22 protein-coding genes are annotated in these 21,290 nt (G+C 63.5%); 17 read left to right on the forward strand and 5 right to left on the reverse strand.

Annotated features, from left to right (window positions below; genetic code table 11):
* Window positions 1-27 precede the first annotated feature (27 nt).
* The 3 genes from H0W47_RS08150 (at window position 28) to H0W47_RS18635 (ending at window position 2,120) form a co-directional block, all read left to right on the forward strand.
* The gene (locus tag H0W47_RS08150) at window positions 28-762 is read left to right on the forward strand and encodes a flavin reductase family protein (RefSeq protein WP_296922911.1); all 735 of its coding nucleotides are present in this window, start codon (window positions 28-30) and stop codon (window positions 760-762) included.
* 91 nt (window positions 763-853) lie between these two features.
* Window positions 854-1,645 (forward strand): SDR family NAD(P)-dependent oxidoreductase, encoded by a 792-nt coding sequence (locus H0W47_RS08155; RefSeq protein ID WP_296922914.1) that lies wholly within the window; start codon window positions 854-856, stop codon window positions 1,643-1,645.
* Window positions 1,646-1,787: 142 nt separating this feature from the next.
* On the forward strand, window positions 1,788-2,120 hold the full coding sequence (locus H0W47_RS18635) for a hypothetical protein (protein ID WP_367265145.1): 333 nt from the start codon (window positions 1,788-1,790) through the stop codon (window positions 2,118-2,120).
* A gap of 363 nt (window positions 2,121-2,483) precedes the next feature.
* On the opposite strand, the gene H0W47_RS08165 is transcribed toward H0W47_RS18635, so the two are convergent.
* The 3 genes from H0W47_RS08165 to H0W47_RS08175 form a co-directional block, all read right to left on the reverse strand.
* Window positions 2,484-3,995, reverse strand: a complete 1,512-nt coding sequence (locus tag H0W47_RS08165) for an aldehyde dehydrogenase family protein (protein WP_296922916.1) — start codon at window positions 3,993-3,995, stop codon at window positions 2,484-2,486.
* A gap of 128 nt (window positions 3,996-4,123) precedes the next feature.
* Entirely contained in the window at window positions 4,124-5,245 is a 1,122-nt protein-coding gene (locus tag H0W47_RS08170; RefSeq protein WP_296922918.1) for a PLP-dependent aminotransferase family protein, read from the reverse strand.
* Window positions 5,242-6,201 carry a DUF1338 domain-containing protein gene (locus H0W47_RS08175; RefSeq protein ID WP_296922968.1) on the reverse strand — a complete coding sequence of 320 codons (960 nt, stop codon included), beginning with the start codon at window positions 6,199-6,201 and terminating at the stop codon, window positions 5,242-5,244. The genes H0W47_RS08170 and H0W47_RS08175 overlap by 4 nt, the downstream gene beginning before the upstream one ends.
* A gap of 168 nt (window positions 6,202-6,369) precedes the next feature.
* Between H0W47_RS08175 and H0W47_RS08180 the strand changes: the two genes are divergently transcribed.
* Entirely contained in the window at window positions 6,370-7,266 is an 897-nt protein-coding gene (locus H0W47_RS08180) for a LysR family transcriptional regulator (RefSeq protein ID WP_296922921.1), read from the forward strand.
* A gap of 38 nt (window positions 7,267-7,304) precedes the next feature.
* On the opposite strand, the gene H0W47_RS08185 is transcribed toward H0W47_RS08180, so the two are convergent.
* Window positions 7,305-7,583, reverse strand: a complete 279-nt coding sequence (locus H0W47_RS08185) for a hypothetical protein (protein WP_296922924.1) — start codon at window positions 7,581-7,583, stop codon at window positions 7,305-7,307.
* Between the two features lie 48 nt (window positions 7,584-7,631).
* Window positions 7,632-8,453 (reverse strand): IclR family transcriptional regulator, encoded by an 822-nt coding sequence (locus H0W47_RS08190; RefSeq protein ID WP_296922927.1) that lies wholly within the window; start codon window positions 8,451-8,453, stop codon window positions 7,632-7,634.
* Window positions 8,454-8,651: 198 nt separating this feature from the next.
* Here H0W47_RS08190 and H0W47_RS08195 point away from each other — a divergent pair, with 198 nt between their 5' ends.
* From H0W47_RS08195 to H0W47_RS08255, 13 genes are all read left to right on the forward strand, one after another.
* Entirely contained in the window at window positions 8,652-9,722 is a 1,071-nt protein-coding gene (locus tag H0W47_RS08195; RefSeq protein ID WP_296922930.1) for an ABC transporter ATP-binding protein, read from the forward strand.
* Window positions 9,719-10,612 carry an ABC transporter permease gene (locus tag H0W47_RS08200; RefSeq protein WP_296922933.1) on the forward strand — a complete coding sequence of 298 codons (894 nt, stop codon included), beginning with the start codon at window positions 9,719-9,721 and terminating at the stop codon, window positions 10,610-10,612. The genes H0W47_RS08195 and H0W47_RS08200 overlap by 4 nt, the downstream gene beginning before the upstream one ends.
* Window positions 10,613-10,622: 10 nt before the next feature.
* Complete coding sequence (locus H0W47_RS08205) at window positions 10,623-11,417, forward strand: ABC transporter permease (RefSeq protein ID WP_296922936.1); 795 nt, start codon at window positions 10,623-10,625, stop codon at window positions 11,415-11,417.
* On the forward strand, window positions 11,414-11,731 hold the full coding sequence (locus tag H0W47_RS08210; RefSeq protein ID WP_296922940.1) for a (2Fe-2S)-binding protein: 318 nt from the start codon (window positions 11,414-11,416) through the stop codon (window positions 11,729-11,731). Before H0W47_RS08205 ends, H0W47_RS08210 begins: the two co-directional genes overlap by 4 nt.
* Window positions 11,728-13,119 carry an FAD/NAD(P)-binding oxidoreductase gene (locus H0W47_RS08215; protein ID WP_296922942.1) on the forward strand — a complete coding sequence of 464 codons (1,392 nt, stop codon included), beginning with the start codon at window positions 11,728-11,730 and terminating at the stop codon, window positions 13,117-13,119. The genes H0W47_RS08210 and H0W47_RS08215 overlap by 4 nt, the downstream gene beginning before the upstream one ends.
* Entirely contained in the window at window positions 13,116-14,273 is a 1,158-nt protein-coding gene (locus H0W47_RS08220; RefSeq protein WP_296922945.1) for an FAD-binding oxidoreductase, read from the forward strand. The genes H0W47_RS08215 and H0W47_RS08220 overlap by 4 nt, the downstream gene beginning before the upstream one ends.
* A 101-nt stretch (window positions 14,274-14,374) precedes the next feature.
* Complete coding sequence (locus H0W47_RS08225) at window positions 14,375-15,385, forward strand: ABC transporter substrate-binding protein (RefSeq protein ID WP_296922971.1); 1,011 nt, start codon at window positions 14,375-14,377, stop codon at window positions 15,383-15,385.
* 398 nt (window positions 15,386-15,783) lie between these two features.
* Window positions 15,784-16,509, forward strand: coding sequence for a TetR/AcrR family transcriptional regulator (locus H0W47_RS08230; RefSeq protein ID WP_296922948.1), 726 nt, complete (start codon window positions 15,784-15,786; stop codon window positions 16,507-16,509).
* Complete coding sequence (locus tag H0W47_RS08235) at window positions 16,506-17,390, forward strand: SDR family oxidoreductase (RefSeq protein WP_296922951.1); 885 nt, start codon at window positions 16,506-16,508, stop codon at window positions 17,388-17,390. Before H0W47_RS08230 ends, H0W47_RS08235 begins: the two co-directional genes overlap by 4 nt.
* Window positions 17,387-19,033 carry an acyl-CoA carboxylase subunit beta gene (locus H0W47_RS08240; RefSeq protein ID WP_296922954.1) on the forward strand — a complete coding sequence of 549 codons (1,647 nt, stop codon included), beginning with the start codon at window positions 17,387-17,389 and terminating at the stop codon, window positions 19,031-19,033. The genes H0W47_RS08235 and H0W47_RS08240 overlap by 4 nt, the downstream gene beginning before the upstream one ends.
* 25 nt (window positions 19,034-19,058) lie before the next feature.
* Window positions 19,059-20,261, forward strand: coding sequence for an acyl-CoA dehydrogenase family protein (locus H0W47_RS08245; RefSeq protein ID WP_296922958.1), 1,203 nt, complete (start codon window positions 19,059-19,061; stop codon window positions 20,259-20,261).
* Window positions 20,258-20,710, forward strand: a complete 453-nt coding sequence (locus H0W47_RS08250) for a hypothetical protein (protein WP_296922961.1) — start codon at window positions 20,258-20,260, stop codon at window positions 20,708-20,710. The genes H0W47_RS08245 and H0W47_RS08250 overlap by 4 nt, the downstream gene beginning before the upstream one ends.
* On the forward strand, window positions 20,703-21,290 hold a 588-nt coding region (locus H0W47_RS08255; protein WP_296922964.1), incomplete at its 3' end, for an enoyl-CoA hydratase/isomerase family protein. The genes H0W47_RS08250 and H0W47_RS08255, both read left to right, overlap by 8 nt.

Below are 21,290 nucleotides of genomic sequence, written 5' to 3' on the forward strand. Positions count from 1 at the left end.
CCCAGAGCAAGCTTTATGGACATCGCCATGCATCACCTTATCGAACCTGCCATCCAATACTGGGGCACGCCTGTCGTGCTGGTCAGTACTCTCAATGAAGACGGCAGCAGCAACCTTGCGCCCATGTCCTCGGCCTGGTGGCTGGGCTGGAGTTGCATGCTGGGACTGGACGCCAGCTCAAAAACAACCGAGAACGTCAGGCGCTCCGGGCAGTGTGTGCTGAACCTGCCCTCCGACAGCATGGCGGAAGCAGTCAATCGACTGGCGCTGACGACCGGCAGCCGCCCGGTGCCGGTGCATAAAAAGCTGCTGGGTTACCGCCATGAGGCCGTCAAGTTTGTCGCCAGCGGTTTGACGCCGCAGGCATCGGCGACGGTCGCACCTCTGCGTGCGCAGGAGTGCCCGGTCCAGCTGGAGGCTGTCGTTGAGGAAATTCGCCCTTTTGCCCGAAAAGACCCGCGCATGGGTGTGCCTGCGGTGTGTGTCGAAGTGCGCATCGTGAAAGTGCATGTCCACCCCGACATCCTCATGAACGGGCATGAGCACCGGGTGGATCCTGATCGCTGGCATCCCTTGCTCATGAGCTTCCGGGAGTTTTACGGCCGTGGCGAGCGCTTGCAGAAGTCGCGCCTGGGGCGTGGGCCGGAGGAGGCTTATGCGCCGTGGAAACACGCCGGCCTGAAGGGGCTGGCGGGGAAGGCCCTGGTCGCCTGGTCACGCCACAAGTACGGCATGCAGGAGCAGGTGGCCGAAACTGAGTGACGACGCGGCAGGGAAGGGTGCGCGATGAACGATAGCTTTATAGTGGTCTCACCGCGCTCTTGCCGCGGCATCCTTTTTTCGGGAAAACCATATGAAGCTTGATGAACCATCGCTGCCGGTGGCCGTGATCACCGGTGGCGCGCGTGGCATCGGCCTGGCGATGGGGAAATGGTTCCTGGCGCATGGGCATCGCGTGGTGCTTGTCGATCTTGACAGTGAAGCGCTGGGGCTGGCCGATGCCGCGCTGGATCGGGCTGACGACGTGCTGGTCATTACCTGTGATGTGTCCAGCCCCCAGCAGGTGCAGTCGGCGGCTGAAAAGGTGGAGACTGTTTTTGGCCGTGTTGACGCGCTTGTGAACAACGCCGGCGTTGCCATCTTCAAGCCCGTGATGGACACGACATTCGAGGAATGGCGCCATGTGATGGCAACCAACCTCGACGGCGCGTTTCTTTGCACACAGGCTTTTGTCCCTTTGATGCTGAAGTCGGGTAGCGCAAGCATCGTCAACATCGCCTCCATCTCCGGGTTGCGCGCCAGCACGCTGCGCGCCGCTTACGGCACCAGCAAGGCGGCGCTTATTCACCTTACAAAGCAGCAAGCCGTGGAGCTGGGCAACATCGGTATTCGCGTCAACGCTGTCGCGCCAGGCCCGGTTGAAACCGAGATGGCCAAGCTGGTGCACAGCGCGGCCATCCGGCGCGACTACCACGATGCCATCCCCCTGGGCCGTTACGGCACCACTGAAGAAATCGCAGCGGTCACGGGTTTTCTTTGCAGCGCGGCGGCGAGTTTTGTTAACGGCCAGGTTCTGGCGGTTGACGGTGGTTTTGATGCGGCTGGCGTGGGCCTGCCGACTCTACGCGGCCAGCAGGACGCTTGACCCGCGCCAGCGCTTCATGGTCCCGTCAGCTCAAGATAGGCGCGGCGCGTCTCCGGCGCGACGGAAGCCAGCACCCGGGAGTAAGAAGTTTTGTGACGGCCCAGCAAACGGGCCGAGGCCACCGTTTTGACTTGCAGAACCAGTGGCAGGTGAGTTGCATCAGGAAAATTTCAGCGGAGAGGGTGAAGGCCTTGCTTTTGGAGGACTGCTCGCCCTTGTTTTGCACCGCTCGGGTGATGCCTTCGGCGTGCACCAGCAGGCCCAGTCGCAAGTCGAAGGTGGCCACCGGAAAAAGCCGCTCTGCATAGGGAAAACTCACGGGCAGCTTGCTCACGCGCGCGTCAAAGGCATCCACTTGGGAAAAGCCCGCGACGAAATTGTTGAACTGCTCGCACAGCTTGGTCTCGGTCGCTGTCTGCAGGTTCCAGATACTGTCCCGACGCTGCGGGCGTTCTCCGGGAGCGCTCCCATGTAACCCTCGGTCAGACCTTCCATGAGTTTTTCAATCTCATATTGGCCGAGATGGCCGCCCAGCAAGGCGATACGTTTGCGTTCGTAGCCCGATTTGAGCGCGTATGTGCCGGCTGCGATCAGCAGCCCTATCATGAAAAAATCCATCAATCGAACCGGGGTTGGTATGTGGGAAGAACTCCAGTGTAGTCACCCGCCGTCCCCTGTGGTCCCTTGCCGGTCAAGGTACTACGTCTTACGTCAACTGCACTTCTATTTTCACAAATCAAGTGCTTTTTAAAAATGGCTGGGTTTGGTATGGTCTTGTTCTGAAAAAGACCCCCGCGCAGCCGCTCGGCCGACCGCACCCCAGCGCGTCGATGCTTGTCTATATGTCGAAGCGGATGCCTTGGGCCAGCGGCAGGCTGGCGCCGTAGTTGACCGTGTTGGTGGCGCGGCGCATATATGCCTTCCATGCATCCGAGCCCGACTCGCGGCCGCCGCCGGTTTCCTTCTCTCCACCAAACGCGTCACCGATTTCCGCGCCGCTGGTGCCGATGTTGACGTTGGCAATGCCGCAATCGGAGCCGCGCGCCGAGGTGAACTGTTCGGCTTCGCGCAGGTCTTGCGTGAAGACGGCCGACGACAGGCCGTGCACTACAGCATTGTTCAGCGCGATGGCTTCCTCAAAGTTGTCGTAGGGCACCACATACAAAATTGGCGCGAAGGTCTCGTGCAGCATGGGGCCGTCCTGTTCCTTCAGCTCCACGATGGCGGGACGCACATAGTGGGCTGAGTCGTCGCCTGCCTGCCGTTCACCGAAATGCACAGTGGCGCCCAGCTTCTGGGCTTCATCCAGCGCCGATTGCATGGCGTCAAGCGCACGGCCATCGATCAGTGGGCCGACCAGCGTGCCGTCCTTCAGCGGGTTGCCCACCGGCAGCCGTGCGAACACAGCCACCAGCCGTTTGACCAGTTCCGCATAGATCGAACGGTGCACGATCAGGCGGCGCAGGCTGGTGCAGCGCTGGCCGGCGGTGCCCGCCGCCGCGAAAGCTGCGCCACGTACGACGAGTTCGAGGTTGGCCGTGGGGCAGACGATGGCGGCGTTGTTGCCGCCCAGCTCCAGCAGCGAGCGCTTGAAGAGGCCCGCGCAAGCGATGGCCACGTTCTTGCCCATGGCGGTGGAGCCGGTGGCGCTCACCAGCTTCACGTGCGGGTGCTTGACCAGAGCTTCGCCGGTGGCGCGCTCGCCGATCAGCAATTCACTCAGGCCTGCGGTTTCCAGTCTCAGCTCTTTCGCCGTTTGCAGCAACAGGCCGTTGAGGGCAATGGCCGACAGCGGCGTTTTTTCCGAAGGCTTCCAGGCCAGCGTGTTGCCGCACACGAGTGCCAGCGCGGCATTCCAGGCGAACACCGCCATCGGGAAGTTGAAGGCCGAAATGATGCCGACCACGCCCACGGGGTGCCAGGTTTCCAGCAGCTTGTGGTCGGGGCGCTCGCTGGCAATCGTCAGGCCGTAGAGCTGGCGCGACAGGCCGACGGCGAATTCACAGATGTCGATGACCTCTTGTACTTCGCCCAGGCCTTCTTGCAGAATCTTGCCGGTCTCCAGGGAAATCAGCTGGCCCAGCTCGGCCTTGTGGCGGCGCACGGTTTCACCGAAGGCGCGTACCAGTTCACCGCGTTTGGGGGCCGGCACATTGCGCCATTCGATGAAGCGCTGATGGGCAGCGTTGATCGCCCTGTCAACGTCGGCGGCATTTTGAATGGCCACGCGCGCCAAGTGGCTTCCGTCGATCGGGGTGATAACTTCAATCGCAGCGGGCGCCTTGCTGCCAAGCTCGGCGCTGACGCCCAGGGCCTTGAAGAGGGATGAAACGTCGCTGGAGTAACTCATGAAGTCCTTTCGGGGGTGGTCCTGATATCTGAAGATGTTTTTGAAGCAAGGCTGTGAAGCCCGCGGCCCAGCCGCTCGGCGCCTTGCTGCAGCGCGGCCGGTGAAGGGTTGACAAAGCTCAGGCGCTGCTACGGCTGCGCGTCATTGCTGATGCTGAAGGCAGCGCCCGGCACCACCAGCACTTTGTGCTGAAGGCCGAAGTTCATCCAGTCTTGTGTCGGCAACAGAGGTAAATCACCGCGCAGCCTGGCCCAGACAAACATGCCGCCTTGCGGCGCATCGAATTCGAGCAGCCCGCCGGCATGCGCGCGTAATGCGCCGGCCAGTGTGGCGGCTTTTTCTGCATAGGCCCTGCGCAGCAGATTCAGGTGCGGCGCGAGACGATTGGAGTCCAGCATGGCCGCGAGCGTCAATTGCTCCAGCGAGCCGCTGTGCACGTCGGCGGCCTGTTTGGCCAGCACCACCGCGCGCAGTATGTCGGCCGGCGCGAGCAACACACCCAGGCGAAGGGCAGGCGCCACCACTTTGGAGTAGCTGGTCATGTAGGCGACCTGCGCGGGTGAGCCGGCCTGCTGGTTGAGTTGAACCAGTGGCGGCGGCGGCGCTTCGCCAAACCAGAGTTCACCGTAGGGGTCGTCTTCGATCAGCGTCACGCCATATTGTGCGGCCAGCTCCAGCAGGCGAAGCCGCCGCGCCAGCGGCATCACGGCGCCGGTCGGGTTGGCGAAGTTGGGCACCACGTAGAGTACGCGCGGGCGCTCGGCCAGCAGGATGGGTTCGAGCCTGTCGACATCCATGCCCTGTGCGTCGGTCGGAACTTCGACCAGGCGGGCACCCGCGAAGCGAAAGGCCTGCAGCGCCGCGGGGTAGTTAAACGATTCCACCGCAATGCTTTCGCCGGGCTCGATCAGCACACGCGCCAGCAAATCGATGGCCTGCTGCGAACCCGTGGTGATGATCAGCTCTGCCGCCTTGGCTGCCAGGCCGCGTTGCGTCAACAAGGCCGCGCTGGCCTCGCGCAGCTCGGGCAGACCTTCTGTGGCGCCGTATTGCAGGCTGCGGCCTTGCAGTTTTCCGGTCACTTCCAGCAGCGACTCGCGCAGCCAGTCAGCAGGGAGCAGCGCAGGGTCGGGGTGCCCGCCTGCGAGTGAGATCATGCCCTCCTGGCCGGCCAGCGCCAGCATGGCGCGTATGGGTGAGCCGCTGGCTTGCGCGTAGAGTGGCCGCACCGGCCCGCGCACACCGCTCATGCCCGCGCGGCTGTCATGCCGAAAATGCCGGTGGCATTGCCGGCGTCAAAGGCCAGGTCAAGCTGCGGCGCCTGCACCGGGTCGTTCGCTGCGAGGGGCGCCAGTTCGGCACGCGTGATGAACTCGTAGAACGAGCCGGGCACGCTGCGCGTGACGCGGCCTTGCGCGGCGATGAACTCGCGCTCTACCCTGGCGGCGCGAAAGGCCGTCTGGCGTACGCGGCCGCTGGCCGAGACTTCGACCTTGTCCTTGATGGGACGGCCCAGCGCGCGCTGGTGTTCGGCCACGGCATCCACGTCGGCCACGCGGTCGGTGGCGTGGTTAAAGGCATTGCCTTCGGTTGAAATCCAGGCCATTTCAGCCGATTCGGCCAACAGCGCTTCGTAGTCTTCCAGTGCAAACACGTCGTGCTGGCGACCAAAGCATGCGATCAGATGGGGCAGCAACCGCAGCGCTTGTTGCAGGGGCAGTGTGCCGTCGCGCGTCAATTGATCCAGGTCGGCGATGTCCTGCGCTCCCAGCGGGTCGCGCGAGGTGGACAGCACACGCGTCACCGTTGTCTGGAAGGCAGATGAAAACTCTTCGGGGTGCAGCTCGGATACAAAAAACTGTGCAATGTCCTGCGGAAAATCCTGGTGGCAGTAGGCCCGGCCCGTCATTTTCAGGCGGGGCAGGGGGTAAGTGTCCTGCAGCGCAAAACCCAGCGGCCGCAGCACCCGCGTAAAGGCCGCCTCACCACCGGGCAGCGCCCCGCTGGGCCAGCGCACGGTGCGCAGCGCGCCATGGTCAAACACCACCTGGCGCTTTTGCGCCACCACGTCGCAGGCAATGTAGTCCTGACTGGCCGGCACGCGCTGCACCAGGTCATGAAACAGCGCCATGTTCAGCGCCTGGGCCAGCTCTGCGCGGGTGACGGTGCCTGACGCCGGCTTCTGCAGCGCCGGGTGGACGTACATCTGCTCATGGATGATTTTCACGGCTTCAGGCGGAAGGCAGCCTGAAAGGAGTTTCTGGAGCTGGGTCATTTCAAGGGTGTTTCACGCAGATGAAGGCTGGATTTTCAATAATTCAGGCCTGGTGCGCAAAGGATGTATTTCGATGAAGGCATGAGATATATTGATGCGATGCGCAGAAGAATCCCTTCCACCCAAGCCCTTCTGGCCTTTGAGGCAGCCGCCCACCGCGGCAGCTTCACACTGGCGGCGCAAGACCTGTCGGTGAGCCAGAGCGCGGTCAGCCACCAGATCCTGGGGCTGGAACACGACCTGGACGTGAGCCTTTTTTTGCGGCTGCCGCGCCAGCTGGAACTCACCGACGCCGGCCGTTCGCTGCTGGCGCGGGTCAGTCCGGCGCTGGATGCGCTGGAGGCGGCCATGCTGGACCTGGTGTCGTCCAAAGGCGAAGGTGGCACCTTGGAGCTGGGCGTGGTGCCCACCTTTGCCACTAAGTGGCTGATTCCGCGCATGCCGTCTTTTCTGAAAGCCCATCCGCATGTGACGCTGAATCTGGCCACGCGCCTGCAGCCTTTCGACTTTTCACTGACGGGGCTGGACGCGGCCATCCACTACGGCCGGCCCGACTGGCCCGGCACCGAATCCGAATACTTGGTGGGTGAAGACAGCGTGGTGGTGTGCAGCCCGGTGTTGATAAAAAAACGCCAGTTGCGCCGGCCGGCCGATGTGCTCAAGTTCACGCTGATCCACCAGAGCACGCGACCCCACGCCTGGCGCGACTGGTTTCAGCTGGCAGGCATTGATGACGCGCAGGGCGCAGGCATAGGGCCCAAGTACGAGCTTTTTTCCATGATTGCGCAGGCCGTTAAGGCGGGCTTAGGGTTGGCGGTGCTGCCGCGCTTCCTGGTCGCTGACGACATTGCCGACGGCACGCTGGCGGTGCCGTTTGACTTGTCACTGAGCTCCGACTTTGCCTACTACCTGGTCTGGCCTTCGCAGAAAACCAGCTGGCGGCCGCTGGTGCAACTGCGCGAGTGGTTGCGTGAGCAGGCGAATGCTGTGAAATGAATGGGTGGTGATCAGGTCGCTGTGATCAGCAGTGACATTTAGTGGGTGCGCTTTTCCGAGTTCCACAGCTGCATGAGGCCGAGCGCCAGCATCAGTGTTCCCAAGGCCATCCATATGCCGACAATTCCACGCGGCCCCATCACCTCAAAGGCCCAAATCTTTGTCCAGGCCCATTTGCCGACAAAGGGTGGAACGGAAGGTGTAAGCCATTCCGCCCAGGCCAGGCAAAACGCGACCGCCGCTATCCCCATCTTTGCAACGGCTTTCTCTTTGACCGAAAGGATCGCACCTTGCTTCTTGGCGAGTTCGTTATCCACGGGGCTTTCCTTTTTGAGGCGCAGAAGGGTCGCAGCCGTCAGAGTGTCTCAGTCATTATCAGCAGGTGCAAGGCTCTGCGCGGGCCGGCGCAGCGTGCTGTCAAACGGGTTGATCTGCGCGCTGATGGCTGTTGCTTCGCGCTTGAGTAGCTCCACCACCGTCGGCAAGCGATCGGGGCTCAAGCGTGAGGAAATCGTCCCCACGCTAAGCGCTGCGACCGCGCGGCCTTCGCGGTCCAGCACCGGCACGCCGACGCCGGCCATGCCGTCCAGCAGGTTGGTGTTGCGCCCGGCGTAGCCGAGTTCGCGCACGCGCTCTATCTCTGTGCGCAGGTAGACCTCGTCATATACACCGAACTCGCGCACCCGCGGCAGGTTGTAGCGGATCACTTCCTCGCGCTCGGTTTCGGGCAAAAACGCGAGGATGGCCAGGCCGCCCTGGCCCATGCCTAATGCCACACGCCCGCCGATGTCGCCGGTGAAAGAGCGAATCGGAAACGGACCTTCGCTGCGGTCCAGGCAAACCGCATCAAAGCCGCTGCGTACCAGCAAAAAGATGGTGTCACCCAAGCTGGCACACAGCCGCAACATGGAGGGCCGGCACAGGCTGCGCAAGTCCATGGTGTTGCCGGCTTGCGCGGCCAGCGCAAAAAAATCAATGCTCAAGCGGTACAGCTTGGAGCCGGGTTCCTGCTCCACCACGCGCTCGGCCACCAGGCTTTGCAGGATGCGGTGGGTGGTCGCCTGCGTGAGGCCCGTGGCCTTGGCGATGTGCGTGATGCGCCCGCCTTTGGCCTGCGTGGTGGCCAGGGCCCGGAGAATGGAAAAGGCCCGCTGCACGCTGCTGGAGCTGTTCTCGTCGTCTTTCATGGCGTCTCCTTGGGCGGAATTGATGTTTATATAAGTGTACATAAATTCCGTTAAATGGAATAAATCAAATAAATATATCTCTATACGGAATAACCTATTGACGATTTTTTATAGGATGCCCTAGCATGAAGTCATCAAGGTGTCATCGTCCTGCATGTTGCGGCGCTGGCCATCCCCCTTGTTGCAGAGGTGCTCCCCATGTCTTTTTTGACCTTGGCGAATGTGAACAAGTCTTACGGCGCCACCCGCGCTGTGGCCGACATGGACTTGTCGGTGGAAAAGGGCGAGTTCGTCTCGCTGCTCGGCCCTTCGGGCTGCGGCAAGACCACCACCTTGCAAATGATTGCGGGATTTTGCGAAGTGACATCTGGCCAGGTTACGCTGGACGGCCGTGACATCACCCACGCCAAACCCAATTCGCGCGGCCTGGGCATCGTGTTCCAGAGCTATGCGCTGTTCCCCCACATGAGCGTGTACGACAACGTGAGCTTCGGCCTGGAGATGCGCCGCGTGCCCAAAGAAGAGCGGGCCGAGCGCGTGAAGGCTGCGCTGGCCCTGGTGCATCTTGAGGCGCATGCAGGCCGCTATCCGCGTGAACTCTCGGGCGGCCAGCGCCAGCGTGTCGCCCTGGCCCGCGCCTTGGTGATCTCGCCGCCGGTGCTGCTGCTGGACGAGCCGCTCTCCAACCTGGATGCCAAGCTGCGCGAGGAAATGCAGTTTGAATTGCGGCAGATCCAGCGCAAGGTCGGAACCACTACGGTGATGGTCACGCACGACCAGACCGAAGCCATGTCCATCAGCGACCGCGTGGTGGTGATGGAGGCTGGCCGCGTGACGCAGATCGACGAACCGCACCGGCTGTATGAGCATCCGCAAACCCGCTTTATTTCCAGCTTTGTCGGCAAGGCCAATTTGCTGGAAGGCCGCGTGACGGCCGCCGGCCCCTGGGCCACGGTGAATGTCGGCGGCAATGTACCGCTCGAGGTGCAGGCGCCCGGCGTGGCGGAAGGCGACGCTGTGGTGCTGAGCTTGCGTCCCGAAAAGATCCGCCTCGTGCCCGAAGCCAGCGGCCGTATTGGCGGCACGGTGCACGAACGTTTCTTCCTTGGCAGCCAGTGGCTCTACCAGGTGTCGACCGCGGCAGGCCGGCTCGCGGTGGTCTGCCCCAACGACGGCACGGCGCCCGCTGAAGAGGGTTCCAACGTCGGCCTGGACTGGACCGCCCAGCAAGTGCGTCTGCTGCCCGGCGCGCAAGGGATGCCAGCATGAACAGCGCCGCTGTGGCCGCACCGGTCACGTCACCGGCGCGGGCGAGCGCGTCACGCACGCCCTGGCTGCTGTCGGCGCCGGCCTTCACACTATTCGCTTGCCTCCTGCTGGTGCCGCTGGCGCTCACCGCCGTGCTGTCTTTCCAGGTGTTTGACCACGCCACGGGCGTCAAGAACAGCTTCACCCTGGCGCATTACGCCGCCGTTCTGACGGATGACTACTACCACGGCATCTTCTGGCGCACCCTCTGGATTTCGGCACTCACCACGCTGATCTGCATCGTCGTCGGCGCGCCCGAGGCTTATGTGCTGAGCCGCATGCGCAGCCCCTGGCGCTCCATTTTGTTGCTGGTGGTGCTGGCGCCGCTGCTGGTGTCAGTGGTGGTGCGCGCTTTCGGCTGGAGCATGTTGCTGGGCCCCGAGGGCGTGGTCAACCAGGCCATGCGGGCTGTGGGCCTGCCGTCCATGCGCATCCTCTACACCGAAGCGGCCGTGGTCATTGCGCTGGTGCACGTCATGCTGCCTTTCATGGTGATCCCGGTATGGACGTCTCTGCAAAAGCTGGACCCGGGCGTGGAAGACGCGGCGCTGTCGCTGCAGGCCTCGCACTTCACCACCTTGCGCCGCATCATCTTTCCGCAGGTGCTGCCGGGCATCCTGTCGGGCAGCCTCATCGTGTTCGGCCTCAGCGCCAGCGCATTTGCGATTCCCGGCCTTCTGGGGGGGAGGCGTCTGAAGATGGTAGCCACTGTGGTGTACGACGAGTATCTGCACGAGCTCAACTGGCCGCTGGGCGCGGCGATTGCCCTGACGCTGCTGTTGGCCAACCTGGTCATCATGCTGAGCTACAACCGCGTGCTGGAGCGGTCTTACAAGAAATCCCTGGGATAAGGAGCGCGCCATGTCTAAAAACGGTCCCCTCGCGCTACTGTTCAACGCACTTGTCATCACCTTCATGCTGGCGCCGCTGGTCATTGTGTGTGTGGTGGCCTTCACGCCCGGCAACACGCTGGCCATCCCGACCACGGAATTTTCATTGCGCTGGTTCCGCGCAGTGTTTGCGCATTCGGACTTTGTGCAGTCCTTCAAGAACAGCCTGTGGCTGGCGGCAATCTCTGCCACACTCGCCACTTTTCTCGCCGTGCCGGCCGGGCTGGCGATCGCGCGCCACAGTTTTCCGGGCCGTGATTTTCTCAATGGCCTCTTTCTCTCGCCGCTGATCATTCCGCACCTGGTGTTGGGGGTGGCCTTGTTGCGAACCTTTTCGCTGATAGGCGCTACCGGCAGCTTCTTCTGGCTGGCGCTGGCGCACGTGGTCATCGTCACGCCCTATGTGCTAAGGCTGGTGCTGGCGTCGGTGGAGGGCAGTGACCGCAGCGCCGAGCAGGCCGCGCTGTCGCTGGGCGCCAGCCAGGCCACGGTGTTCACCCGCGTCACGCTGCCGATGATTCTGCCCGGCGTCACCGGCGGCTGGCTGCTGGCTTTTATCAACAGCTTTGACGAAGTCACCATGTCGATTTTTGTCACGGCCCCTTCCACCGTGACACTGCCGGTGCGCATGTACATGTACGCCACCGAGTCGATTGACCCGCTGATGGCGGCGGTGTCGGCACTCATGGTGGCCCTGACGGCCGTGGCCATGCTGGTGCTGGACCGCATCTATGGCCTCGACAAGATTCTGGTAGGGCACAAATGACCCAGCCCCTTCACAAAATACCCGTGGCACTCTTTCAGCGCGTGGCCGAAACCGGCCGCCCCGCAGTGGGTTTTGTGCTCGACGGCCAGGCGCTGAGCGCGCTGGCGGGCGACACCGTGCTGACGGCGGTGCTCACGCACGGCGCGCAATTGCGCCGCAGCGAATTTAGCGGCGCACCGCGCGCCGGCTTTTGCCTGATGGGCGCCTGCCAGGACTGCTGGATCACGACCGAGTCGGGCCAGCGCCTGCGCGCCTGCGGCACGTTCATTGAAGAGGGCATGCGCCTGGTCACCGGCGAGGAGGGGCACGAATGACAAAAGCCCTGCAACCCGTCATTGTGGGCGCCGGCCCGGCCGGCGTGCGCGCGGCGCAAACGCTGGTCGCGCACGGCGTGCGGCCGGTGGTCATTGACGAAGCCCCGCGCTGGGGCGGGCAGATTTACCGCCAGCCGCCACCCGGCTTCACCCGCTCCAAACGCGCGCTGTATGGCTTTGAAGCCGGCCGTGCGGAGGCGCTGCACAGCGCCATGGCCGGCATTCTGAACCGCGTCGACTACCGGCCCGAGACGCTGGTCTGGAGCGCCGAAGGCGGCCGGCTTGATTTGCTTTGCCGCGGCCGCATGGGCACGCTGCCGTATGGCCAGCTGATCGTGGCCACCGGTGCGACGGATCGCGTCCTGCCGTTTCCGGGCTGGACATTGCCCGGCGTCTACACCCTGGGCGCCGCGCAGGTGGCGCTGAAGTACCAGGGCTGCGCCATTGGTTCGCGCGTGGTCATCGCCGGCACCGGGCCCCTGCTGTATCTGGTGGCCTACCAGTATGCGAAAGCAGGCGCAAAGGTGGTTGCCGTGCTGGACACCGCCAGTTTCAAGGACAAGGCGCTGGCGGCCCCGGTCATGCTGCGCCAGCCCGCGGTGTTTGCCAAGGGCGTGTATTACCTGGGCTGGTTGCGCGCGCACGGCGTGCCGGTGCACCAGGGCGTGCGGCTGGTGCGTGCCACAGGCAAGGTGCAGGTCACGGCCATGCGCTGGCGCGCTGGCGCCACCGAGCACGAAGTGGCCTGCGATGCCGTGGCCTTTGGTTATGCGCTGCGTTCCGAAACCCAGCTGGCCGACCTGCTGGGCTGCCGTTTCAGCTACAACACCCTGCAGCGCGCCGCGCTGCCCGAGCGCGATGGGGCAGGGCGCTCCAGTGTTCCGGGCGTCTACCTGGCGGGCGATGGGGTAGGCATCATGGGCGCTGACGCGGCCGAGTGGGCGGGCGAGCGTTCGGCCCTGGCGCTGCTGGCCGACGCGGGAAAGGCCGTGGATGCCGTGGATGCCGCGCGCGCCTCCGAACTGGAAGTGAAGCTGGCGCGCACGGCGGCCTTTCGCGTCGGGCTGGAGCGAGCCTTCCCTTTCCCGCAGGACTGGGCTGCCAGCGCACCTGACGAGCTGGTGATCTGCCGCTGCGAAGAAATCACCGTGGGCGAATTGCGCCAATGCGTCCACGACACCGGCGCGCGCGAGATGAACCGCCTCAAAGCCCTGACGCGCGTGGGCATGGGGCGCTGCCAGGGTCGCACCTGCGGCGTGGCGGCGGCGGAAATCCTCGCGCATGCCTGCGCCGCCGCACCCGATGCGGTGGGCCGGCTGCGCGGCCAGGCGCCCATCAAGCCGCTGCCGTTTGCCGCCATGGCCCGGGTGAACGGAGAGGCCGCATGATGGAACGCATCTCTGCCGATGTCGCCATCATTGGCGGCGGCATCATGGGCTCGTCGGCCGCGCTGTTCCTGCGGCGCATGGGCCTGTCGGTGGTCTTGCTGGAGCGCGATCTCTGCGGTTCCCGCTCCAGCGGCGTGAACTATGGCGGCGTGCGGCGCCAGGGGCGGCCAGCCAGCCAGTTGCCGCTGTCGCAACGCGCGCAGGGCCTGTGGGCGCGGCTGCCCGAACTCATTGGCATTGAAGGCGAGTACCTGCGCTCCGGCCACCTCAAGATTGCACGCAGCGAAGCCGACCTGGCCGCGCTGGAAAGCTACCGCGAGCGCACGCAGGGCTTCGGAATGGATCTGCAAATCCTTTCGGCGCGGGCCTTGCGCGAGCGCTGTCCCTGGCTGAGCCGGGTTGCCGTGGGCGCGTCGCTGTGCCCGGATGACGGGCAGGCCAATCCGCGCCTGGTGTCACCGGCCTTTGCGCTGGCCGCGCAGCGGCTGGGCGCGGATGTGCGCGAGCAGACACACATCGATGAAGCGGCACACGACGGCACGGCGTTTGTGCTGCGCTCGGGCAATGCGCTGGAGGTTCGCGCCAGGCATTTGCTCAACTGTGCGGGCGCTTGGGCCGGCACCATCGCGGCGCAGTTTGGCGATGTGGTGCCCATGGAGTCGGGCCACCCCGAGATGGCGGTGACAGAACCCCTGCCGGTGTTCCTGAACTTCAGCCTGGGCGTGGAAGGCGGCGGCGTCTATGCGCGGCAGGTGGCGCGCGGCAATTGCGTCATTGGCGGCGGCCGAGGCTATGCGCTGGACGACCAGCGCGCCCGTGCGCAGCGCAGCGGCATTGCCGCGCTGATGCAGCAAACCATCGACTTGCTGCCGGCCCTGCGCAACGCCCACATCATTCGCACCTGGAGCGGCACCGAAGGCTACCTGCCCGACCGCCAGCCGGTGCTGGGCCCCAGCGCCACCACACCCGGCCTGATTCATGCATTCGGTTTTGCGGGCGGCGGCTTCCAGCTTGGCCCCGCAGTCGGCGCCGTGCTGGCCGACCTGGTGCGTGACGGCCAGAGCGCCACGCCCATTGATGCCTTTTCCGTGTCCCGTTTTTCTGCAAGTCCGCGTGCGGCAACCACCGGCCTTGTCCCTTCCGCTGTTGTCTGACTTTCCCCTTCAACCCACCCTGCCTCATCACCCCAGGAGATACCATGAACAAGTCCCCACGCTTCCTGTCCGCCCGCGCTACCGCGGTGTCTCTTGCCGTCATGGCCGTCAGCCTGGTTGCCGGGCAGGCTCTGGCCCAAACCAAGACGCTGTACATCGGCATGAATGGCGGCACGATGGAGAAAACCTACACCGGTCATGTGTTCGGCGCCTTCGAGAAAGCCAACAACGTCAAGGTGGTGGTGGTGCCCGGCACCTCGTCAGACATCCTGGCCAAGGCGCAGGCCAACAAGGACAACCCGCAGATGCATGTCATGTTCCTCGACGACGGCATCATGTACCGCGCCATCGGCATGGGTCTGTGCGAGAAGATGCAGGCCAGTCCGGCGCTGAACGATTTGTTCCCCACCGCGCGCTTCAGGGGCGACATGGCCGCAGGCGTCAACATCGGCATGACCGGCATTGCCTACAACAAGAGGATGTTCACCGAAAAGGGCTGGGCGCCGCCGACCTCCTGGATGGACCTGGCCGACCCCAAGTTCAAGGGTAAGGTGGTGTTCCAGTCACTGTCATCCTCGACCTTCGGCCTGCACGGCTTCCTGCTGTTTAACCGCATCCAGGGCGGCACCGACAAGAATGTGGAACCCGGCTTCAAGGCCTGGCCCACCACCATAGGCCCGAACGTTGTGGAGTACATCCCAAGTTCGGCAAAGATCGCCGAGATGGTGCAGACCGGCGAGGCTGCCATGTTTCCGCTAACGCCCACCGCCGTCGGTGTGCTGAAAGACAAGGGCCTGCCGGTTGAGTATGTGCAGCCCAAGGAAGGCTCCGCCGTGCTCACCGTGGGCGAGTGCGTGATCGCCAAGAACAGCGAGCCCGCACTGGCCCACAAGCTAGCCCAGTTCCTGCTGTCACCCGAAGCGCAAGCCGCCGCACTCGAGCACGGCGACCAGATTCCGTCCAACCCAAAAACCAAGGCGTCAGGCACCGCCGCCGCGCTGGTCAAGCAGATGAACGACTACATGAAGACCGCGGTCACGGTGGACTGGGACGTCATCAACGAAAACCGTCCAGCCTGGAATGCGCGCTGGAACAAGACGGTGGAGCGCTGAGAGTCGCGTTGACGGGTTAACTGTCGGCCCTGCCGATGAGGTAGCCCCTCAATGCGTCGATGATTGCACTTCTGATGGTCGATGCCGCGAACCGCCGGGGCGGGTCAATTTCTGTCGTCCGCACTTGGCCGCTATCGACCAACAACGGCAGAAGTTCATTGGATCCGCTCTGAATGTCCGCAATGCGGCGCTGGCAGGTTAGACATTTCCCAAATGCGACGGCCTTCATGACAGGCTGCTTGTAGGAGCATAGCGGGCGATCATTCAGGCGTTTTCACCGTCCGCTATGCGTCGCCTGCTCGCCGGGCTCCGGCGAACCACTTTGCCTTAATTTTCCCATTCTATTTTTACAAAGCAGGTGCTTGCTAAAAATAGCCGGGTTTGGTATGGTCTTGTTCATGGAAAAGACCCCTGCGCGCAGCCGCTCTGCCGGCCGCACCCCTACAGCCGCTGTATCTGCCGAGCCAGCCGCCGAAAAGCGACCGCGCGGCCGGCCGCGCAAGACGATTGATGAACGTGACGATGGCAACCGCCGGGTAGAGCTGGTCAATGCTGCAGCTCGGCTGTTTCGGCGCAAAGGGTTTGAGGCAACCAGCACACGCGACATCGCCGCAGCCGTGGGCATGCACAGCGGCTCGCCTTTTTATCACTTCAAAAGCAAGGGCGCGTTGCTGCATGCGGTGATGGATGAAGGTATGCGCACCGCCATTGCGCGGCAGGCGGCGGCGCTGGACGCTGCGGCCGCCTCGGCACCCGACGCGTTGGCTCTGCTGCAGGTGCTCATCCGCAATCACTTTGATGTTCTGCTCGGTCCGGGCAGCGACTTCATTCCCGTCATGCTGTATGAGTCACGCTCCATCACCGCCAAGCAGCGGACCGCGCTCGCGCTTTTGCAGGGCGACTACGAAGCGCGCTGGGAGCCTGTGCTGCAGTCTCTGCACAAGCAGGGACAACTCAAAGCGCCGGTCAAGCTGGCCCGCTTGCTGATCTTCGGTGCGCTGAACTGGTCGGTGCAATGGTTCGATGCCAAAAAAGGTGCGTCGCTCGACGAGCTGGCCGATGCGGCGATGGCGCTGTTTATCGGGGAAAGCCCGCAAAAACCTATGAGGGGAAGCCGCGCATGAGTTACCAATCGGTGTTCAGTCCCGGCCTGTTTGTCGGCAAGGTGGTGGTGGTCACCGGCGGTGGCTCCGGCATAGGCCGCTGTACGGCGCATGAGCTGGCCGCGCTGGGTGCGCATGTGGTGCTGATTGGCCGCAAGCTCGACAAGCTGCACGACGTGGCCGGCGAAATTGTGGCCGCCGGCGGCCGCGCGAGCTTTCACCCCTGCGACATCCGGCAAGAGGCTGCGGTTCAGGCCACGGTGGCAGCCATCGTGCTGGCCCACGGCCGCATCGACGCCCTGGTTAACAACGCCGGTGGGCAGTACATCGCGCCGCTGGAAAGCATCAGCGCCAAGGGTTGGGACGCTGTGATCAACACCAACCTGACGGGCGGCTTTTTGATGGCGCGCGAGTGTTACCTGCAGTCCATGGCGGCGCATGGCGGCGGCATCGTCAACATCGTCGCCGACATTTGGGGCTCCATGCCTTCCATGGGCCACAGCGGTGCGGCGCGCGCCGGCATGGTCAGCTTCACCGAGACGGCTGCGGCCGAATGGGCGTACAGCGGGGTGCGCGTCAATGCGGTGGCACCGGGCTACATCGCATCGAGCGGCATGGACCACTACCCACCCGAAGCGGGCGCCATGTTGCGCCAGATGCGAAGCACCGTGCCCTTGGGCCGCTTCGGCACCGAGGCAGAGACCTCGGCGGCGATTGTGTTTTTGCTGAGCCCAGCGGCCAGCTTCATCAGCGGCACGGTGCTGCGCGTGGACGGCGCGCGGCCGCAGGCGCGCATGGGCTGGCCCATGCGTCTGCCCGATGCCGACGCGCAGCAGCGCGAGGCGGTCAAGCCGTTTGAGGGCTTCCATCTGGCCACGACGCCGAAAGTTTTTCAGAAATGACCATTTTCCAGACGGCCTGGAATGCACAAGGCAGCGTGGCTGTGCAACGCCGCGACGCCATGCTGGCGCGCATTGCGGCGCTAAGGGCGCTGGAGGGCCGCGCGACCCAGGCATCGGCGAAATCAAAACCGGTGTTCGACAAACGTGGCCAGTTGCTGCCACGTGATCGGGTGGCGATGCTGCTGGACCCGGGCGCGCCCTGGCTGCCTTTGTGTGCACTGGCCGGGTTCCTGCAGGACCAAAAGGATGCGGAGCTTTCTACGCCAGGCGGCGGCATCGTTGCGGGTATCGGGTTTATCGAGGGTACCCGCTGCATGATCGTGGCCAGCGACTCCGGCATCGAGGCGGGAGCCATCCAGGCCATGGGACTGGAGAAAATCCTGCGTGTGCAGGAGATCGCGCTGCAGAACAAGCTGCCGTTCATTCACCTGGTCGAAAGCGCTGGTGCCAACCTGATGCGTTACCGCGTCGAGGGTTTTGTCCAGGGTGGTGCCTTGTTTCGCAACCTTGCGCGGCTGTCGGCGGCGGGCATTCCGGTCATCACGGTGCAACACGGCTCGGGCACGGCGGGCGGGGCTTACATGCCGGGCCTGAGCGATGTGGTGATCATGGTGCGAGGCCGCTCGCGAGCCTTTCTGGCAGGCCCGCCGCTGCTGATGGCAGCCACCGGCGAGGTGGCGACCGAGGAAGAGCTGGGCGGCGCCGGGATGCACACCAGTGTGTCGGGCCTGGGTGAACAACTGGCCGAGGATGACCGCCACGCGCTGGGGCTGGCGCGCCAGGTCGTGGCCCGGATTGCATGGTCAAATCGGGCTCCAGCCCACATCGGACAAGCGCAAACAGCTATCAATTTTGTAGCAAATGGACAGCCACTCTACCCGACGGCCGAGCTGCTGGGGCTGATGAGTGATGACCTGCGCCAGCCGGTGGACATGCATGAAGTAATTGCGCGTCTGGTCGATGGCTCGGACTTCCTGCCTTTCAAGGCCCTCTACGGCGCCGCCACGGTGTGTGTGCAGGCGTCCATTGAAGGCCACGCAGTCGGCATCATCAGCAACAACGGCCCCATCGACGTGGCGGGCGCCAACAAGGCCACACATTTCATCCAGATGATGTGCCAGCTGGGCCACCCCATTGTTTACTTGCAGAACACTACCGGCTACATGGTCGGCAGGGACGCCGAGCGGGGCGGCATGATCAAACATGGCTCCAAGATGATCCAGGCCGTGACCAATGCGACTGTGCCGCAGATCACCATTCAGTGTGGCGCTTCGTTTGGCGCCGGCAACTACGGCATGTGCGGCCGCGGTTATGCGCCGCGTTTCCTGTTCAGCTGGCCGAGTGCCAAAACCGCAGTCATGGGCGGCGAGCAGGCGGCGCGCACCATGCAGATCGTCACAGAGGCAGCCATGGTGCGCAAAGGCATCGCGGTGGACGCCGCGCAGTCGCAGGCGCAGTTTGACAAGATCGTGTCGGTGTTCGAGGCGCAGGCCGATGCTTTCTACACCTCTGGCCTGTTACTCGACGATGGCGTGATTGACCCGCGCGACACACGCGCCGTGCTGGCGCAGTGCCTGGCCATGTGCGCCGACGCAGCAGCGCGCCGGCTGCGGCCCATGCAGTTTGGCGTGGCCCGGATGTGAACGGAACAGACCCAAGGAAACAAACATGCAGTACACCCACGAACACCTTGAAATCCAGAAAACCCTGAAGCGTTTTATCGACGCCGAAATAAACCCGCATGTGGATGAGTGGGAAGCGGCCGAAGTTTTCCCGGCTCATGAGGTCTTCAAGAAACTCGGCAACCTGGGCTTGCTGGGCCTGACGAAACCTGAGGCATACGGTGGCGCTGGCCTGGATTATTCCTACGGCGTCGCCATGGCGGAGGCGCTGGGCCACATTGACTGCGGCGGCATCCCGATGGCCATTGGTGTGCAGACCGACATGTGCACGCCGGCGCTGGCGCGTTTCGGCAGTGAGGAGCTCAAGCGGGAGTTTCTGGCGCCTGCCATTGCGGGCGATATGGTGGGCTGTATTGGCGTGAGCGAGCCAGGCGCCGGCAGCGACGTGGCATCCATCAAGAGCCACGCGCGCAAGGATGGCGACGACTACATCATCAGCGGGCAGAAAATGTGGATCACCAACAGCCTGCAGGCTGACTGGATGTGCATGCTGGTCAACACCGGCGACGGGCCACAGCACAAAAACAAAAGCCTGGTGATGGTGCCGATGCGCGAAGGCGGCGCGCTGCGCAAGGGTATCGAAGTCGGCAAGAAGATCAAAAAGATTGGCATGAACGCCAGCGACACCGGCCTGATTTATTTTGATGAAGTGCGCGTGCCGCAGCGCTACCTGATAGGCGCTGAAGGCTCAGGCTTCATGTACCAGATGATGCAGTTCCAGGAAGAGCGGCTGTGGTGCGCGGCCAGTTGCATCCAGTCGCTGGCCAATTGCATTGACTGGACGGTGGAGTGGGCGCACGAGCGCAAGCTCTTTGGCGCGACGCTGGCCGATCAGCAATGGGTGCAGTTCAAACTCGCTGAAATGAAGACCGAAGTCGAGGGTCTGCGGGCCATGACCTACCGCGCCTGTGAGCTCTACGTGCAGGGCCAGGACGTGACCGAGCTGGCCTCGATGGCCAAGCTCAAGGCCGGGCGCCTGAACCGCCTGGTTCCCGACACCTGCCTTCAGTTCTGGGGCGGCATGGGCTTCACCTGGGAGAACAAGGTGGCGCGCATGTACCGCGATGGCCGGCTCGCATCCATAGGCGGCGGTGCCGACGAGGTGATGATGGGCATCATCGCCAAATACATGGGGCTGTCCAAAAGTGGCCGACGAGAAGCTGATGAAGGAAGGCGGGAAACCAAATGAATCCGTTTGGATGTCTTTGGACCGGCCTGAAGATTCTTCTCTCAGCGATATTTGTGATGATGGCAGGTTTTGGGCTTGTTTCGGCAATCCGAGAGCCAAGTTGGCTAGCTTTTGCAGCGGTTGTATTTGCTGGAGGTATGGCCGCCTTGCCGTGGGTGATGCTGCTAGACAAACGCAAGCGAACATTCCTGGTAGGTTTGGCAGGCATAGCACTAGGACCACTGTTCGTTTTCATGGCGTACCTAACCCTCGTTGGTGAGGGCAGCTATCCCAAAGTCTGCACCGGAAGACGCAAGTTGGGGTGTGAGCTATTCAATTGGCTTTACGAAGTTGGTGGAACACCCGCTGTCGCAGGCTTTTTTGCACTGTTTGGTGTGATGTGTTTAATCGGTGGAGTGCTAATGGTTACAAAGAGGTCACCTGTCAAGACCCACCCAATCCATGAGTGACAAGCTGCTTATCACGCGCATCGGCGAGGTTGAACACTGGACCCTTCAGGACCCGGCCACGCGCAATGCGCTGACCGAAGAGATGGTGGCAGCGCTGGGACAGGCCTGTGAACGGGCCGCGCAGGACACGGCCTTGCGCTTTGTTGTGCTGCAAGGCAGCGCCGGCGCTTTCTGCGCGGGTGGCAGCCTGGGTGACTTCGCCCAATCGATAGGCCAGGCGCTGCCGGCCGGAGAAACCGACCCCCTGATCGCGATGAATGCCGGCTTCGGCCATCTGCTCAACGCCTTGGGCGCGCTGCCGCAGATGTTGCTGGTGGCGGTGGACGGACCGGCCATGGGCGGGGGCCTGGGGCTGGTATGTTGCGGCGATTTTGTGTTGGCGACGCCTTTCGCAGTGTTTGCCACACCGGAAGTGACGCTGGGTGTGGTGCCTGCGCAGATTGCACCGTTTGTGCACAGGCGTCTGGGGGACAGGCTGGCACGGCATCTGATGCTGTCCGGTGAAAAACTTTCCGCGCAGCAGGCCTTGGCGCAAGGTCTGGTGGACGAGGTTGCGGACGATCTGCCCGCTGCGGTGGCG

Origin of the sequence: Polaromonas sp., from assembly GCF_013817205.1 — a bacterium.
In the GTDB taxonomy this organism is placed as follows: Bacteria; Pseudomonadota; Gammaproteobacteria; order Burkholderiales; family Burkholderiaceae_C; genus Polaromonas.